Source organism: Marihabitans asiaticum, from assembly GCF_007828725.1.
Classification (GTDB): Bacteria; Actinomycetota; Actinomycetes; order Actinomycetales; family Dermatophilaceae; genus Marihabitans; species Marihabitans asiaticum.
The window spans coordinates 86,802-101,050 of sequence record NZ_VIUW01000004.1 but is presented as its reverse complement, the minus strand read 5'-3'; the positions used below and the strand labels follow the sequence as shown (position 1 = coordinate 101,050).

The 14,249-nt window shown below is 71.0% G+C and carries 14 protein-coding genes; 7 read left to right on the top strand and 7 right to left on the bottom strand.

Features of this window, described 5'->3' with window-relative positions:
- Window positions 1-106: 106 nt before the first annotated feature.
- The 4 genes from FB557_RS11505 to FB557_RS11490 all read left to right on the top strand — a co-directional run bounded on the left by FB557_RS11505 (window position 107) and on the right by FB557_RS11490 (window position 5,535).
- Complete coding sequence (locus tag FB557_RS11505) at window positions 107-781, top strand: hypothetical protein (RefSeq protein ID WP_144857775.1); 675 nt, start codon at window positions 107-109, stop codon at window positions 779-781.
- Window positions 782-1,052: 271 nt separating this feature from the next.
- Window positions 1,053-1,322, top strand: a complete 270-nt coding sequence (gene rpsO / locus FB557_RS11500; RefSeq protein WP_144857774.1) for a 30S ribosomal protein S15 — start codon at window positions 1,053-1,055, stop codon at window positions 1,320-1,322.
- Between the two features lie 160 nt (window positions 1,323-1,482).
- A complete protein-coding gene (locus FB557_RS11495; RefSeq protein ID WP_144857773.1) occupies window positions 1,483-3,921 on the top strand; it encodes a polyribonucleotide nucleotidyltransferase in 2,439 nt (812 codons plus the stop codon).
- Between the two features lie 249 nt (window positions 3,922-4,170).
- Window positions 4,171-5,535 carry a hypothetical protein gene (locus FB557_RS11490; RefSeq protein ID WP_144857772.1) on the top strand — a complete coding sequence of 455 codons (1,365 nt, stop codon included), beginning with the start codon at window positions 4,171-4,173 and terminating at the stop codon, window positions 5,533-5,535.
- A gap of 88 nt (window positions 5,536-5,623) precedes the next feature.
- Here FB557_RS11490 and FB557_RS14240 read toward each other — a convergent pair whose 3' ends face one another.
- Window positions 5,624-5,770 (bottom strand): hypothetical protein, encoded by a 147-nt coding sequence (locus FB557_RS14240; protein WP_170236277.1) that lies wholly within the window; start codon window positions 5,768-5,770, stop codon window positions 5,624-5,626.
- Between the two features lie 176 nt (window positions 5,771-5,946).
- Here FB557_RS14240 and dapB point away from each other — a divergent pair, with 176 nt between their 5' ends.
- Complete coding sequence (gene dapB, locus FB557_RS11485; protein ID WP_144857771.1) at window positions 5,947-6,714, top strand: 4-hydroxy-tetrahydrodipicolinate reductase; 768 nt, start codon at window positions 5,947-5,949, stop codon at window positions 6,712-6,714.
- Between the two features lie 197 nt (window positions 6,715-6,911).
- Here the strand turns inward: dapB and FB557_RS11480 are convergent, their stop codons facing one another.
- The 6 genes from FB557_RS11480 to FB557_RS11455 form a co-directional block, all read right to left on the bottom strand.
- The gene (locus tag FB557_RS11480; RefSeq protein WP_144857770.1) at window positions 6,912-7,472 is read right to left on the bottom strand and encodes a GNAT family N-acetyltransferase; all 561 of its coding nucleotides are present in this window, start codon (window positions 7,470-7,472) and stop codon (window positions 6,912-6,914) included.
- Window positions 7,472-8,197 (bottom strand): enoyl-CoA hydratase-related protein, encoded by a 726-nt coding sequence (locus tag FB557_RS11475; protein ID WP_144857769.1) that lies wholly within the window; start codon window positions 8,195-8,197, stop codon window positions 7,472-7,474. The genes FB557_RS11480 and FB557_RS11475 overlap by 1 nt, the downstream gene beginning before the upstream one ends.
- A gap of 16 nt (window positions 8,198-8,213) precedes the next feature.
- Window positions 8,214-8,972: a hypothetical protein gene (locus FB557_RS11470; RefSeq protein WP_144857768.1), complete on the bottom strand. Its 759-nt coding sequence runs from the start codon at window positions 8,970-8,972 to the stop codon at window positions 8,214-8,216.
- On the bottom strand, window positions 8,969-9,619 hold the full coding sequence (locus FB557_RS11465; protein ID WP_144857767.1) for a SatD family protein: 651 nt from the start codon (window positions 9,617-9,619) through the stop codon (window positions 8,969-8,971). Before FB557_RS11465 ends, FB557_RS11470 begins: the two co-directional genes overlap by 4 nt.
- A gap of 98 nt (window positions 9,620-9,717) precedes the next feature.
- Window positions 9,718-10,758: a dihydrofolate reductase gene (locus tag FB557_RS11460; protein ID WP_144857766.1), complete on the bottom strand. Its 1,041-nt coding sequence runs from the start codon at window positions 10,756-10,758 to the stop codon at window positions 9,718-9,720.
- Window positions 10,755-11,564 carry a thymidylate synthase gene (locus FB557_RS11455; protein WP_144857765.1) on the bottom strand — a complete coding sequence of 270 codons (810 nt, stop codon included), beginning with the start codon at window positions 11,562-11,564 and terminating at the stop codon, window positions 10,755-10,757. The genes FB557_RS11460 and FB557_RS11455 overlap by 4 nt, the downstream gene beginning before the upstream one ends.
- Before the next feature lie 43 nt (window positions 11,565-11,607).
- Between FB557_RS11455 and dapA the strand changes: the two genes are divergently transcribed.
- Together dapA and FB557_RS11445 are read left to right on the top strand one after the other, a co-directional pair.
- Entirely contained in the window at window positions 11,608-12,510 is a 903-nt protein-coding gene (gene dapA, locus FB557_RS11450; protein ID WP_144857764.1) for a 4-hydroxy-tetrahydrodipicolinate synthase, read from the top strand.
- The gene (locus FB557_RS11445) at window positions 12,507-14,195 is read left to right on the top strand and encodes a ribonuclease J (protein WP_144857763.1); all 1,689 of its coding nucleotides are present in this window, start codon (window positions 12,507-12,509) and stop codon (window positions 14,193-14,195) included. The genes dapA and FB557_RS11445 overlap by 4 nt, the downstream gene beginning before the upstream one ends.
- Window positions 14,196-14,249 lie beyond the last annotated feature (54 nt).

Sequence of the window (14,249 nt, the reverse complement as noted above, 5' to 3'; positions counted from 1 at the left end):
GCCGACAACGCCGTTCGTCCAGTCCGCCTCCGTCGCGGAGGGGGGGAGCGATCTCGCTCCCTGGGGCGAGATCGTTCTTCGACTCCACGAAGGGCGAATCCTCGAGATGAACGACACGCAGTCATCGCACACCGTCGACCGCCGTACCGTTGCCAAGGGTGTGGCCTGGGCGGCGCCGACACTCACCGTCATGTCCGCGGCACCAGCCTTCGCGGCGTCGTGCGATCCGGTAGCAGGCAGGATCGACTGGTCGAGCACGCGGTACACGCGGACCAGTAACACCAGCGGCACCTACACGATCCCCGATCCCGACGGAGCGGGACCCCGGCAGCCGATCAGCCTATCGATCAGGCAGACGGCCATCGGGGCGAACACCAGGACCGGCCTGCAGACCGGAACACCGGGCGACGCGGACGACGACAACCTCGAGGTGACAAGCCACCAGGTCGGAGCGACCGGCGATACCGGTCTGATCTTCCACCAGTCGCCGATCTACAACTCGCGAAGGTCAAACGACTTTGGAGACCCCGGTGAAACTGCGAACCGCTCGACGACGACCTTCACCTTCAGCGAGCCGGTGACCAACCTCAGCTTCACCATCACCGACATCGACTACGCAGCCTGCGACTTCGATGACGGGGTGTCGATCACCAGCGCTTCTCCCTACAGCTACCAGATCGTCAACCGGACGTATGTGACGCGCAACGGCACGCTGGCCACCCCGTTCTCGTTGACCAGCTACGGGTACCTCATGGTCACGACGACCCCAACGGCAACGTGAGGATCACGTTGCCGAGCGTGACGTCCTTCGACCTCACCTACTGGAACTTCTCTACGGGGTGCACGAGGTATGGCGACGGGGGCCAGAAGGTCTACCTCATCTCAGCTTCACCTACAGCCCCTGCTGACCCTCCCTTCGTCGATTAGGTGGCGACGCCCGGGCCCCGGTAGCCTGGGCGTCGCCGTCAAGACGGCCGCGGACCCGTAGAGCCTCGGTGGACCTGCCCGGGCGCGCCGCGCAACGACCAAGTGAAGGAGCAGTGACCCCAAGCATGCCGCTGACCGCTGACGTGAAGAAGCAGATCATGGCCGAGTACGGCACCGGTGAGGGCGACACCGGCTCCCCGGAGGTGCAGATCGCCCTCCTCACCCAGCGCATCAAGGACCTCACCGAGCACTCGCGTGAGCACAAGCACGACCACCACAGCCGCCGCGGGCTGCTGCTGCTCGTCGGTCGTCGCCGCCGTCTGCTGCGCTACCTCGAGACCACGGACATCGAGCGCTACCGGTCGCTGATCAAGCGCCTCGGTCTCCGTCGATAAGACCACGCGAAGAGCGGTCCCACTGATGCGGGGCCGCTCCTTCGCGTTGTGGGGGCGCAGACGTCCCCACCGCACCGGCAGCCGCCGGTGATGCAGGACGCCGGGGGCGCAACGACGACGATCTCCGGTGAGTGACGCAAGCACAGAAATGGAGGGCCCAATGGAGGGTCCAGAGATCACATCCGCCGAAGCCGTCATCGACAACGGCGCCTTCGGCACCCGTACCGTCCGGTTCGAGACCGGACGTCTCGCCAAGCAGGCCGGCGGCGCCGTGAGCGCCTACCTCGACGACGAGACGATGCTGCTGTCGACCACGACGGCCGGCAAGAACCCCAAGGACCAGTTCGACTTCTTCCCGCTGACCGTGGACGTCGAGGAGCGGATGTACGCCGCCGGACGCATCCCCGGCAGCTTCTTCCGGCGCGAGGGCCGACCCGGCACCGACGCCATCCTCACCTGCCGTCTCATCGACCGCCCGCTGCGCCCGTCCTTCGTCAAGGGCCTGCGCAACGAGGTCCAGGTCGTCATCACGGTGCTGTCCATCCACCCCGACCACCAGTACGACGTGCTCGCGATCAACGCGGCGTCGGCGTCGACCCAGATCTCCGGTCTGCCCTTCTCGGGCCCGATCGGCGGTGTGCGGGTCTCCCTCATCGACGGCCAGTGGGTGGCCTTCCCGAACTTCAGCGACATCGAGCGCTCGACCTTCGACATGGTCGTCGCCGGCCGCGTCGTCGACGATGACGTCGCCGTGATGATGGTCGAGGCCGAGTCGACCGAGTCGACCTGGGACCTGGTCAACCACCAGGGCAAGACCGCGCCGACCGAGGAGGTCGTCGCCGAGGGCCTCGAGGCGTCGAAGAAGTTCATCCGCGTGCTCTGCGAGGCCCAGGCCGAGCTGGCCCAGACCGCCGCGAAGCCCGTCGAGGAGTTCCCGGTCTTCCTGGACTACCAGGACGACGCCTACGCCGCGGTCGAGAAGGCTGCCTCGCAGCAGACCGCCGAGGCGCTGACGATCGCCGGCAAGGCCGAGCGTGAGGACCGCCTGGACGAGATCAAGGAGGCCATGAAGGCCGACCTCGCGGGCACCCAGGACGCCCCCGGTGAGTTCGCCGGCCGCGAGAAGGAGCTCTCCGCTGCCTTCCGCTCGCTGCAGAAGCAGCTGGTCCGCCAGCGCATCCTGCGCGACAAGGTCCGCATCGACGGGCGTGGTCTGGCTGACATCCGTGCGCTCTCCGCCGAGGTCGAGGTGCTCCCGCGGGTGCACGGCTCGGCGCTCTTCGAGCGCGGCGAGACCCAGATCATGGGCGTGACGACGCTGAACATGCTCAAGCTCGAGCAGCAGATCGACTCGCTGAGCCCGGTCACCAAGAAGCGCTACATGCACAACTACAACTTCCCGCCGTACTCGACCGGTGAGACCGGCCGGGTGGGCTCGCCCAAGCGGCGCGAGATCGGGCACGGTGCGCTCGCCGAGCGGGCGATCATGCCGGTGCTGCCCACGCGCGAGGAGTTCCCGTACGCGATCCGGCAGGTCTCCGAGGCCCTGGGCTCGAACGGCTCGACCTCGATGGGCTCGGTCTGCGCCTCGACGCTGTCGCTGCTCAACGCCGGTGTGCCGCTGCGCGCCCCGGTCGCCGGCATCGCCATGGGTCTGGTCTCCGACGAGGTCGACGGCGAGACGTCCTACGCCGCGCTGACCGACATCCTCGGCGCCGAGGACGCCTTCGGCGACATGGACTTCAAGGTCGCCGGCACCCGCGAGTTCGTCACGGCGATCCAGCTCGACACCAAGCTCGACGGCATCCCCGCCTCGGTGCTGGCGGGCGCCCTCACCCAGGCGCGCGACGCTCGCCTGCACATCCTCGACGTGATGAACGAGGCGATCGACGGGCCGGACGAGATGGCCCCGACCGCGCCGCGGATCATCACCGTCCAGGTCCCGGTCGACAAGATCGGTGAGGTCATCGGCCCGAAGGGCAAGATGATCAACCAGATCCAGGACGACACCGGCGCCGACATCTCGATCGAGGACGACGGCACGGTCTTCATCGCCTCCGCCGACGGCCCCTCGGCCGACGCTGCGCGCAACGCGGTCAACGCGATCGCCAACCCGCAGATGCCGGAGATCGGCGAGCGCTTCCTCGGCACGGTGGTCAAGACGACGACCTTCGGGGCGTTCGTCTCGCTGCTGCCCGGCAAGGACGGTCTGCTGCACATCTCCGAGGTGCGCAAGCTCGTCGGCGGCAAGCGGATCGACGCCGTCGAGGACGTCCTCGGCGTCGGCCAGAAGGTCCAGGTCGAGCTCAAGGAGATCGACCCGCGCGGCAAGCTGAGCCTCGCCGCCGTCCTCAACGGCGAGCAGCAGGCCGAGCTCGAGCAGTCGGGCGGCGACCGGGGCGGCTCCCGCGAGGGCGGCGAGCGTCCCGAGCGTGAGGACCGGGACGACGAGCGCGGCGAGCGCGACGGCGGCCGCCGTCGTCGGCGCGGCGGTCGTGGTCGAGGCGGCGACGGTGGTGGCGACCAGCGCACCGACGGTGACTCCGGTCCCGCCGACGACGCCCGCGACGCGGCCTCCTCGGAGGACACCGCCGGCTGACGGTGACCTCACCGCACCCTGAAGGCGAAGGGGGCTGCCCGGCCGGGCAGCCCCCTTCGCCTGTGCCTGTGCCTTAAGCCTGTGGAAACTCGACCTGCCGACCGGGCGGGTTCTTGTTAGCGTCACGGCCGGGCGTCGAAACCGCAGGGGTGCCGGCCAGGGGAGGCAGGGCGTGCAGGTGCGTGTGGTTCGAGTGGTCGGCGTAGCTATCTGCGGGACGTCGCGCACACCGAGATCGCCTCGCTCGGGATGAGCGGGATCGGCGATGTCGACCAGCGCGACGGTGAGCGGGACTACCCGCGGGGCCGACCGGAGGAGACCGACGTCTGGTCCGTTGAGGCGAAGGGCGAGGACCGGGTCGCCCTGGACGTGCCGTTGGGTGATGAGCAGATGCAGATCGTCGCGATGCCGGCCTCCCCGGACGGTGAGCGTCCCGAGGTCGGCGTGGGCTACCAGGTGCCGGGTGGCTTCCTCGCTGGACTGGTGGCCGCAGGCATCGGGCTGCTCCTCGCCTTGGTGTGCCTGCGCTGGGGGCGGCGACGCACGCCGCGGGGCGCAGCGGCCGACCCCACGAGCGAGGACCGCTCGGTGGAGCAGGAGCAGGAGCGGGAGGTCGGGGAGGGCCGGAAGGCTGCCTCTGCTCGCACCGCTCGGCGAGTGGTCGCGCTCGGGTCCGCTGCCGTCCTGACCGGGTGCGGCGCGGTGCCGCACACGGTCGATCATGGCGAGCCGAGCGTCGTCCCGCTCACCAAGGACGAGTCGGTGGCGGTCATGGAGCGGTACAGCGTGGAGAACGAGAAGCCGGGCGATGCGTCCGACGCCGGGGACGGGAGCACGTGGTCGACGGTGGATGTCGGGCCCACCCTGCTCGTCGACGAACTGGCAACGCGAGCCGCACAGCACACCGAGGACCAGGGCACGGACTGGACCGGGACGCACTCGGTTGACGGGGTGTACGTGGCAGAGCAGGGTGACTACCCGCTCTGGGCGATCGTCCACGGGACCGAGACGTGGTCGGCCGAGGGAGAGGACGACGTGGTCTCCCCGAACGCCTGGGTGATGGTCCGCACCGGGGCCGAAGGGGGGTGGCGTCAGTTCGCCGGCGCCGAGCTGGGAGACGACGCGCTCCCCGAACCCCTCTCGCCGGACGAGGCGACCGCGGACGAGGCGGACCTTAAGCGAGCGGCGGCGGTCTCCGGCCAGGTCGAGAAGTGGTTCGAGACCGGCAAGGCAGACCTCGAGGTGCCCGGCTCGATCCAGGAGCGGCGGGGGGCGATGCTCGAGCCCGGGAAGAACCAGCGCAGCACGGCGGCATTCATCACCAGCTGGCCCGACGGAGGCAAGGCCGCTCCGGGCGGCTCGCTCCGGGCGCTGCGGGTCGAGGGCGGCTTGCTCGTGCACCTCGTCCAGGGCCTGACCCTGCGGGGTGACCTCAAGTCAGGCTGGCGCTACCTGCCCGATGAGCGATACCGCGCGATCTACGGGGAAGACGGCAGTGAGGGCTATCTCGAGGCGCACGGCGCGGCGTCGTCGCTCGTCTTCGTGCCCGACGAAGGGCCCGCGCAGATGCTGGGCATGGACGCGTCTCGCATTCGTGAGCTGCCGCCGGCCTGATCTGGCGCGGATGGCCCCGAAGGCATGACGAAAGGCTGCTCACCCGAGTGGGTGAGCAGCCCTTCGCGTCTGTCGTGGGGACCGGTCGTCAGGCGGCTGCGCGACGCGAACGCTGGCCGGCGTCGTCGATCCAACGCATCTCCATCCGCGTGCGGCCGTCAGCGTCCGTGACCTTGACCCACGTGCAGGTCAGGCGAGCGCCGGGTCGCCGGACGGTGAGGGGAGAGACGGTCATCTGGACACCTCCTGTTCATCGGGTGTTAACCAGAAGGGTAGCAGAAGATGAACGGAAGGTGAACGAGCGGCAGCGGGACGGTGTGAGCCCGATCGACCCGTCCCCGCGCAACGTCCTCGCAGGCGAGCTGATCGGGAGCGGCGAGGCCGAGGTGGGGGCGTCGATAGGGTGAGGCCATGACGACCTCTCCCACGACGACGACCCGGACGACGGTGGCGGTGATCGGCGCGGCCGGTCGGATGGGCGCGACGGTCTGCGATGCGGTCGAGGCGGCCCCGGACCTCGACCTCGTCGCCCGGTTCGACGACGGCGACGACCTCGGCGACCTGGGCGGTGCCGAGGTGGTCGTCGAGTTCTCGGTGCCGAGCGCGAGCCCGGCCAACGTCGCGCACTGCGTCGAGCGGGGCGTGCACGTGGTCGTCGGCACGACGGGGTGGTCAGCGGAGCGCCTGGAGACCCTGCGGGCTCAGGTCGAGGCGAAGGGGGGAGTGGGGGTCCTCATCGCGCCCAACTTCGCGATCGGCGCGGTGCTCATGATGCGCTTCGCGCAGCAGGCGGCACGGTTCTACGAGTCGGTCGAGGTGATCGAGCTGCACCACCCCGGCAAGGTCGACGCGCCGAGCGGCACCGCTGCCCGCACCGCCGACCTCATCGGTGCCGCGCGTGAGCACGCCGGCCTCGGCGCGGCCCCCGACGCGACGACGGAGGATCCGGACGGCGCACGTGGCGCGAGCGTGCACGGGATCCCCGTGCACTCGGTGCGCCTGCGTGGCCTCGTCGCCCACCAGGAGGTCCTGCTCGGCGGCGAGGGAGAGCAGCTGACGATCCGCCACGACTCCTTCGACCGGGTGTCCTTCATGCCCGGCGTGCTGACCGGCGTCCGTACCGTCGCCGGCCGACCCGGCGTCACCGTCGGCCTCGAGCACTACCTCGAGCTCACCTAACTCTGCCTTCGCACCTGCCAAGGCGGGTACCCGCTCATCTGAACCTGCCCTCGCACCTGCCAAGGCAGGTACCCGCTCACCTGACTCCGCCCGTCGCACCTGCCAAGGCAGGTGCGCGCTCACTGGCCCGGTTGTCCGCATCTGCCAGGGCAGGTGCGCGCTCAGGTCGTCGCGGACGGCGCTCGATGACTGCGCGCTCAGTCGGTGCTCTGGCCCTCACCCAGGGCGGCGACGAGGCGCACCTCGCGCGCGGTCTGCCCGTCCGGGCCGACCACCCGGTCGCGGTAGGCGCCGTCGGGAGCGAGCCCGGCGCCGGCGAGGAAGGCGCGGGTCTCCTCCTGCGTCGCGAGCGCCCACGCCGTGACGGCGTCGGCGCCCAGCTCGCGAAGCATGTCGACCACGGCGTTGAGCAGGCGCGACCCGTGGCCCTGACGACGCGCCTGGGGATGGACGCCGATCGCGGTGAGCTCGCCGGTGGCCTGACCGGTGTCCGGGTCCTGGCTCGGTCCGAGAGCGGCGAAGCCGACCACCTGGTCGCCGGCCAGGGCGACGAGGAGGCGGTGCACCCCTTCGGGCGGGTGGGCCAGTGACTCCCGCCAGGCGGTGGCGAAGGCGGACGGCTGGAACTGCGCGTGGACCTCGGGCGGGACGACCCCGTCGTAGGCCTGCTGCCACACCAGCGCCTGCACCACACCGAGGGCTGGGAGGTCGTTGGACCGGGCCTGGCGGACCGAGGCGTCCGCACCGGGCTGGCTCATCAGGCTCCTTCGAACTCGGGGGCACGGCGCTGCGCGAAAGCTCGGCGCCCCTCCTGCAGGTCGGCGCTGGACCAGGCTCGCTCGTAGGCCCGCTCGAAGTCGGCCGAGCCGACTCCGTCGCCGACCTCGAGCCCGAGCTTGGCGCACGCCTGGGACAACGGTGCCAGCCTGGCGGCGCCCGACGCCAGCTCGCGAGCGCTCGCGAGGTCGCCATGGTGCTGGACGAAGCCGAGGCGCCAGGCGTCGTCGATGTCGTGGACGGCGGCCGTGAGCAGCATCGAGCGGGTGGCGCCCTCGCCCCAGAACCGGCGCAGGCGGTCGATCGTCCACGCGTCGACCATGAGACCGAGCTTGGCGGCCGGGACGGCGAAGCGTGCCGTCTCGTCGGCCACGCGGATGTCGCACGAGATCGCCAGCTGCATCCCCAGACCCATGCAGGACCCGGAGATCGCGGCAATCGTCGTGATGGGCAGCGTGGCGAGCCGGTCGAGGACCTCTGCCAGCCGGTGGGTGAAGCTGACGTCCTCGAGCTGGGTGAGGTCGGCGCCCGCGCAGAAGTGGCCGTCGCTGCCGGTGAGCACGAGGGCGCGTGCCCCGGCGCCGGCGGCCGCCGCGATCGCGGCGTCGAGCTCCTCGAGGTGGTCGAGGTCGAGCGCACCCCGACGCTCCGGGCGCTCGATCGTCAGGACGTGGACGGTGTCGTCGGACTCGCTGCGGATGGGCACCGGAGCAGGATAGGGGTCAGCCCGAGGCGAGGACGAGCGCCACCAGGGCGACGAGCCACGAGACGAAGGACCCGACGAGGAAGTACTCGGTCACCTTGTCGATCGGGTGCTCGGCGTCCTCGGAGTGCGCCTTGAGCTCGGGCCAGCGAATCAGCCCCTTCGCGGCGATGACCAGACCCGCCGCGGTCACCTCGCCGGCGAGCCCGAGCCCGAGGATGAAGAGCCGCTCGAGCGGGCCGAGGACGCGCCCGCCCTTGAGCTCCTCCGCCGGCTCGACCCCCCGAGGATCGGCCTGCATCGCCCCGGTGCTCACGAGGACGAGGCGGACGACGACGTTGCCGGTGCTCAGCTGCACCAGGGCGAGGCCGGCGAGCAGTGCCGCCCGCTCCGGCGTGGGCTGCCAGGGCAGGCCGGCCCATCCGATCCAGCGGGAGAGCCCCCCCTCGCTCGGTGGCGCGAAGCCGGCCAGCACTACGAGCACGAGCACCCCGAGCGCCAGGACGAGCAACGGCAGCAGGTGCGGCGCCCCGCGGTCGAGGGCGCGGCGGGTGATGAGGGCCCAGGCGGTGGCGAAGCCGCCGGCGAGCGCCGTGAGCAGCCACCCCGACCATCCGGTCAGCTGACCGGTGAGCCCGGCGCTCACCAGCAGGGCGACCCAGCCCGAGGCGAGCGAGGCGAGCACCGGGCGCGAGCCACCCCTGGGCCCGGCGCGCAGGATGCTGGACGTCAGGTCGATGACGCCGATGCCGACGAGGAAGGTCGCGAGGGTGATCATCGGCGGGCCCCGACCTCGGCGAGCTGGTCGGCGACCTGCAGCAGCAGCGCCAGGCCGTCACCGCGAACCCGCTGCGACACCGCCGAGGCGCTGATGTCCTCGCTGTCGGCGATCTCGGCCTGGGTGCGACCGGCCATGAGTCCTCCTAGGATGCGCTGCGACCTCTCGTCCAGTGATCCCAGCAGATGGTCCCGACAACGCAGGGCCGCGTCGACCGCGGCCGGGTCGGGGCCGCCGGGCTCCTCGCTGCGGTAGGCGGTGCGCACGGCGCGGGTCCCCGCCTTCGTCTGGGCCTCGGCGACCCAGTCGATCGCCTCGCGGGCGGCCCACCATCCGGGGCCGTCCTGGACGGTGTCGTCGAGCCGGGTGACCGGCCCCCACCCGATGCCGACCCGCACGTCGACCTCCGGCAGGAGGGTGGTCCGCAGCCGCCAGCCGGCGGCGATCGCGGCCCCGACGGTGGGGTAGCAGCCCTGGAACTCGTCGCCCACCGTCACCGCAGGCGGCTCGAGGGCCACGGACCGAGCGGTCTCGTCGGCCAGTGCCGCGAGGAGGCGCCGGTGCAGCCCTCGTCGGTCGTCGGAGTCCCGTGACCCGACGACGTCGCCGATGAGCGTGGCGACAGTGCGACCCTTCAGATGTGACATATGAAGATCATAGCTTCATCTGATGCAAAAGAAGTTCAATGCTTAAGAGGGCCGGCGCTCAGGACGGTCACCACCGACGAGATCGGCGGGTCCCCGTCTCAGAGCTCGCCGACCCGCGCGTAGCTGACGAAGGTGTACCCCTCCCGTTCGTCGCGCCGTACCTCACGCCACGCCTCGGGATCGATCTCGGGGAAGAACACCTCCGCCTCCGGCGACACCTCGACGTGGGTGATCTCGAGCCGGCTCGCGAGCTCGATCGTCTGCGCGTAGATCTCACCGCCCCCGACGACGAAGACCTCGCCGTCGCCCGCGACGAGCAGCGCCTCGGCCAGGGAGTGAGCCACCTCGGCGCCGGGTGCGGACCAGGACCGGTCCGAGGTGATGACGACGGTGCGCCGGCCCGGCAGCGCCCGGCCGATCGAGTCCCACGTCCGCCGGCCCATGACCATCACCCCGCCCATCGTCACCTCCTTGAAGTGACGCAGGTCCTCGGGCAGGTGCCAGGGCATCCCGCCGTCGACCCCGATGGCCCGGTTGGCCCCGATCGCGGCGACGAGGGTGAGCCGCTGGGCGAAGCCGTGCTCGATCAGCGCCGGCACGGGGACGCCCTGGGTCAGCTGGGCGGCGAGCGCCTCGAGCACGACGCGCTCGTGGGGGACGACCCGATCGGGCAGCTCGGTCAGCGGCCACCAGCGCAGGTCGGCGGTCTTGTCCGGCTCGACGATCCGCGGCTCGCCCTCGATCGCGTCGACCTGGAAGAAGAAGTCGGCCCGCTGCTCGCGCCGACCCACCAGTCCGCCGCGCTGCATCGTGGTCAACGGGTGCGCCGAGACCACGTCGACCCCGAGCTCCTCGCGCACCTCACGCGCGAGCGCCACCGACGGAGCCTGGGCGTCCTCGACGTGGCCGGCGGCACCGCACGCCCACCACTGGTCCATGAAGCCGGTGCCCTCGCGCAGCTGGAGCAGCACCTCGCGGCCGCCCGGGGCGTCCCGGGTGATGACGGCGTACGCGGCGGCGAGCAGCGGGATCCGCCCCCGCAGATCGGGATGGACGGGACGACCAGGGCGAAGGGGAGCCGGCCCGCCCGGGCGAAGGGGGGTCGGCTCGCCCGGGCGAAGGGGGGTCGGCCGGCTCATACGGCGACCGGCGCTTTGATTCCGGGCTGTGCCTCGTACCCGATCAGCTCGAAGTCCTCCAGCTCATAGGCGTCGATCGAGTTGCGTGGGGTGATCCGCATCGTCGGCAGCGGTCCGGGCTCGCGGCCGAGCTGGGTGGCGGCCTGCTCGAGGTGGTTGAGGTAGAGGTGGGCGTCGCCGAGGGTGTGCACGAAGTGGCCCACCCCGAGATCGGTTTGCTGGGCGACCATCATCGTCAGCAGGGCATAGCTGGCGATGTTGAACGGAACCCCGAGGAAGATGTCGGCGCTGCGCTGGTACAGCTGGCAGGAGAGGCGCCCGCGCCCGCCGTCGACGCCCGGCGCGACGTAGAACTGGAACATCGTGTGGCACGGCGGGAGGGCCATCTCGTCGACATCGGCGACGTTCCACGCCGAGACGATGTGACGCCGGCTGTCGGGGGTGGTCCGGATGGACGCGACCACCCGCGCGATCTGGTCGACCGACCCGCCGTCCGGCGTCGGCCAGCTGCGCCACTGGTGCCCGTAGACCGGGCCGAGATCCCCCTTCGTATCGGCCCACTCGTCCCAGATCGAGATGCCACGCTCGTGCAACCAGGCCACGTTGGTCTCGCCGCGCAGGAACCACAGCAGCTCGCCGATGATCGAGCGCAGGTGCAGCTTCTTCGTCGTGAGGACCGGGAAGCCCTCGGTGAGGTCGAAGCGCATCTGGTAGCCGAAGACCGAGCGGGTCCCGGTGCCGGTGCGGTCGGACTTCTCGACCCCTTCGTCCATCACGTGCTGAAGCAGGTCGAGGTACTGACGCATGCCGGGGAATCTACCGGCACCCCATCGGGGATAGGCTCGCGCCATGCCTGCGCAGAACCCCTTCGGCCGAGTCCTGACCGCGATGGTGACGCCGATGACCCCCGACGGGGCCATCGACGAGGCGGGGGTGCGGGCCGTGGCCCGGCACCTCGTCGACACCGGCCACGACGGGATCGTCGTCAACGGCACGACCGGTGAGTCCGCGACGCTGACCTCCGCCGAGAGCATCGAGGCGGTGCGCCTCGTCGCCGACGAGGTGGGGGACCGGGCGGCCGTCATCGCCGGCGTCGGCTCGAACAACACCGCCCACAGCATCGCCATGCTGCAGGCCGCGGCCGACGCGGGCGCGACCGGTCTGCTCGTCGTCTCGCCGTACTACAACAAGCCGACCCAGCCGGGCCTCATCGCCCACTGCCACGCGATCGCCGACGCGACCGAGCTGCCGATCATGCTCTACGACATCCCGGGGCGCACCGCGACCCCCTTCGCCACCGACACCCTGATCGAGCTGGCGAAGCACCCGCGCATCCGCGCGGTCAAGGACGCGAAGGGGGACCTGGCCGCCTCGGTCCGGGTCATGCGCGAGACCGACTACCTCTGGTACTCCGGCGAGGACGCGCTCAACCTGCCCCTTCTCGCGCTCGGCGCGACCGGCGTCGTCTCGGTCGTCGGGCACGTGTGCGGGCGTGAGCACGCCGAGCTGGTTGCCGCGGTCGACGCCGGCGACCTTGCCCGGGCGCGCGAGATCCAGAACCGGCTCGTCCCCGCGGTCGACGCGATCATGACGACTTCGCAGGGCGCGATCATGGCCAAGGCGGCGATGGTCGAGCTGGGCGTCATCGAGCACCCGACCGTGCGGCTGCCGCTGGTCGAGGGACCACCGGAGCACCTCGAGATCCTGCGCCGCGGCCTGGCTGCCTCCGGACTGACGGGGGGCGCCGCGTGAGCCACCCGCATCCCGACCTGGAGTTCCCCAAGCCGTTGGCGAAGGGGGGAGTGCGCGTCGTCCCGCTCGGTGGGCTCGGTGAGATCGGCCGCAACATGACGGTCATCGAGTACGACGGCAAGCTGCTCATCGTCGACTGCGGGGTGCTCTTCCCCGACGACCACCAGCCCGGCGTCGACCTCATCCTCCCCGACTTCGAGTACATCGCCGACCGGATGGACGACGTCGTTGCGATCGTGCTCACCCACGGGCACGAGGATCACATCGGGGGCGTGCCCTACCTGCTGCGACTGGCGCCGGACATCCCGGTCGTCGGGTCGCAGCTCACCCTGGCCCTGGTCGAGGCCAAGCTCAAGGAGCACAAGATCACCCCGTACACCCTCGGGGTGAGCGAGGGGATGCGCGAGGTCTTCGGCGACTTCGACTGCGAGTTCATCGCGGTCAACCACTCGATCCCCGACGCGCTCGCGGTCTTCATCCGCACCCCGGGCGGCAACCTGCTGCACACCGGGGACTTCAAGATGGACCAGCTGCCGCTGGACGGACGGATCACCGACCTGCGTGCGTTCGCGCGGGCGGGGGAGGAGGGGGTCGACCTCTTCCTCACCGACAGCACCAACGCGGTCGTCCCCGGATTCACCGCGCCGGAGCGGGACATCTCCAGCGCGATCGACAAGGTCTTCCGGCACGCCGAGCGGCGGATCATCGCTGCCTGCTTCTCCAGCCACGTCCACCGGGTGCAGCAGGTCCTCGACGCGGCCGAGAAGGCCGGGCGCAAGGTCGCACTCGTCGGTCGCTCGATGGTGCGCAACATGGGGATCGCCGCAGACCTCGGCCACCTCCACGTGCCCGACGGCGTGCTCGTCGACGTCAAGGCGCTCGACCGGCTGCCCGACGACAAGGTCGTGCTCATCTGCACCGGCAGCCAGGGAGAGCCGATGGCCGCGCTGGCGCGGATGGCGGGGCGCGACCACCGCATCGACGTCGGCGAGGACGACACGATCATGCTGCTGTCCTCGCCGATCCCCGGCAACGAGGGCTCGGTGTGGCGGGTGATCAACGGGCTGATGCGGCTCGGGGCGCACGTCGTGCACAGCGGGGGCCCCGACCGGGTTCACGTCTCCGGGCACGCGAGCGCGGGCGAGCTGCTCTACGTCTACAACATCGTCAAGCCGGCCAACGTGCTCCCCGTCCACGGCGAGTGGCGTCACCTCGTGGCCAACCGTGACCTCGCGATCGCCACCGGGGTACGCCCCGACCACGTGCCGCTCGCCGAGGACGGCGTGGTCATCGACCTCGTCGACGGGCGGGCCCGGGTGGTCGGCGCGGTGCCCTGCGGCTACGTCTACGTCGACGGCTCGAGCGTCGGCGAGGCCGACGAGGACCTGCTCAAGGACCGGCGGATCCTGCGGGACGAGGGATTCATCTCCGTCGTCGTCGCGGTCGACGTCACCGAGGGCAAGGTCATCGCCGGGCCGGAGATCACCGCGCGCGGCTTCGCCGAGGGCGACGAGATCTTCTCCTCCGTGCGGCCCAAGATCGAGGCGGCGCTGGCAGAGGCGCTCGCGAAGGGTACGACCGACACCGGTCAGCTGCAGCAGGTGGTGCGGCGGGCCGTCGGCGGCTGGGTCGGCGGCAAGATCCGGCGTCGGCCGATGATCATCCCCGTAGTCGTCGAGGCCTGACCGCCGGCGCGCTTGCCGCGCCTGGGGCTGCCGGCACGGTCGATCTCGTCTGCG

Coding starts and splice junctions, on each gene's coding strand:
- FB557_RS11490 (WP_144857772.1), top strand. CDS start 4,171: ATGAGCGGGATCGGCGATGTCGACCAGCGCGACGGTGAGCGGGACTAC.
- FB557_RS11495 (WP_144857773.1), top strand. CDS start 1,483: ATGGAGGGTCCAGAGATCACATCCGCCGAAGCCGTCATCGACAACGGC.
- FB557_RS11470 (WP_144857768.1), bottom strand. CDS start 8,972: ATGATCACCCTCGCGACCTTCCTCGTCGGCATCGGCGTCATCGACCTG.
- FB557_RS11480 (WP_144857770.1), bottom strand. CDS start 7,472: ATGAGCCAGCCCGGTGCGGACGCCTCGGTCCGCCAGGCCCGGTCCAAC.
- FB557_RS11505 (WP_144857775.1), top strand. CDS start 107: ATGAACGACACGCAGTCATCGCACACCGTCGACCGCCGTACCGTTGCC.
- FB557_RS11460 (WP_144857766.1), bottom strand. CDS start 10,758: ATGAGCCGGCCGACCCCCCTTCGCCCGGGCGAGCCGACCCCCCTTCGC.
- FB557_RS11455 (WP_144857765.1), bottom strand. CDS start 11,564: ATGCGTCAGTACCTCGACCTGCTTCAGCACGTGATGGACGAAGGGGTC.
- FB557_RS14240 (WP_170236277.1), bottom strand. CDS start 5,770: ATGACCGTCTCTCCCCTCACCGTCCGGCGACCCGGCGCTCGCCTGACC.
- rpsO (WP_144857774.1), top strand. CDS start 1,053: ATGCCGCTGACCGCTGACGTGAAGAAGCAGATCATGGCCGAGTACGGC.
- FB557_RS11465 (WP_144857767.1), bottom strand. CDS start 9,619: ATGTCACATCTGAAGGGTCGCACTGTCGCCACGCTCATCGGCGACGTC.
- dapA (WP_144857764.1), top strand. CDS start 11,608: ATGCCTGCGCAGAACCCCTTCGGCCGAGTCCTGACCGCGATGGTGACG.
- dapB (WP_144857771.1), top strand. CDS start 5,947: ATGACGACCTCTCCCACGACGACGACCCGGACGACGGTGGCGGTGATC.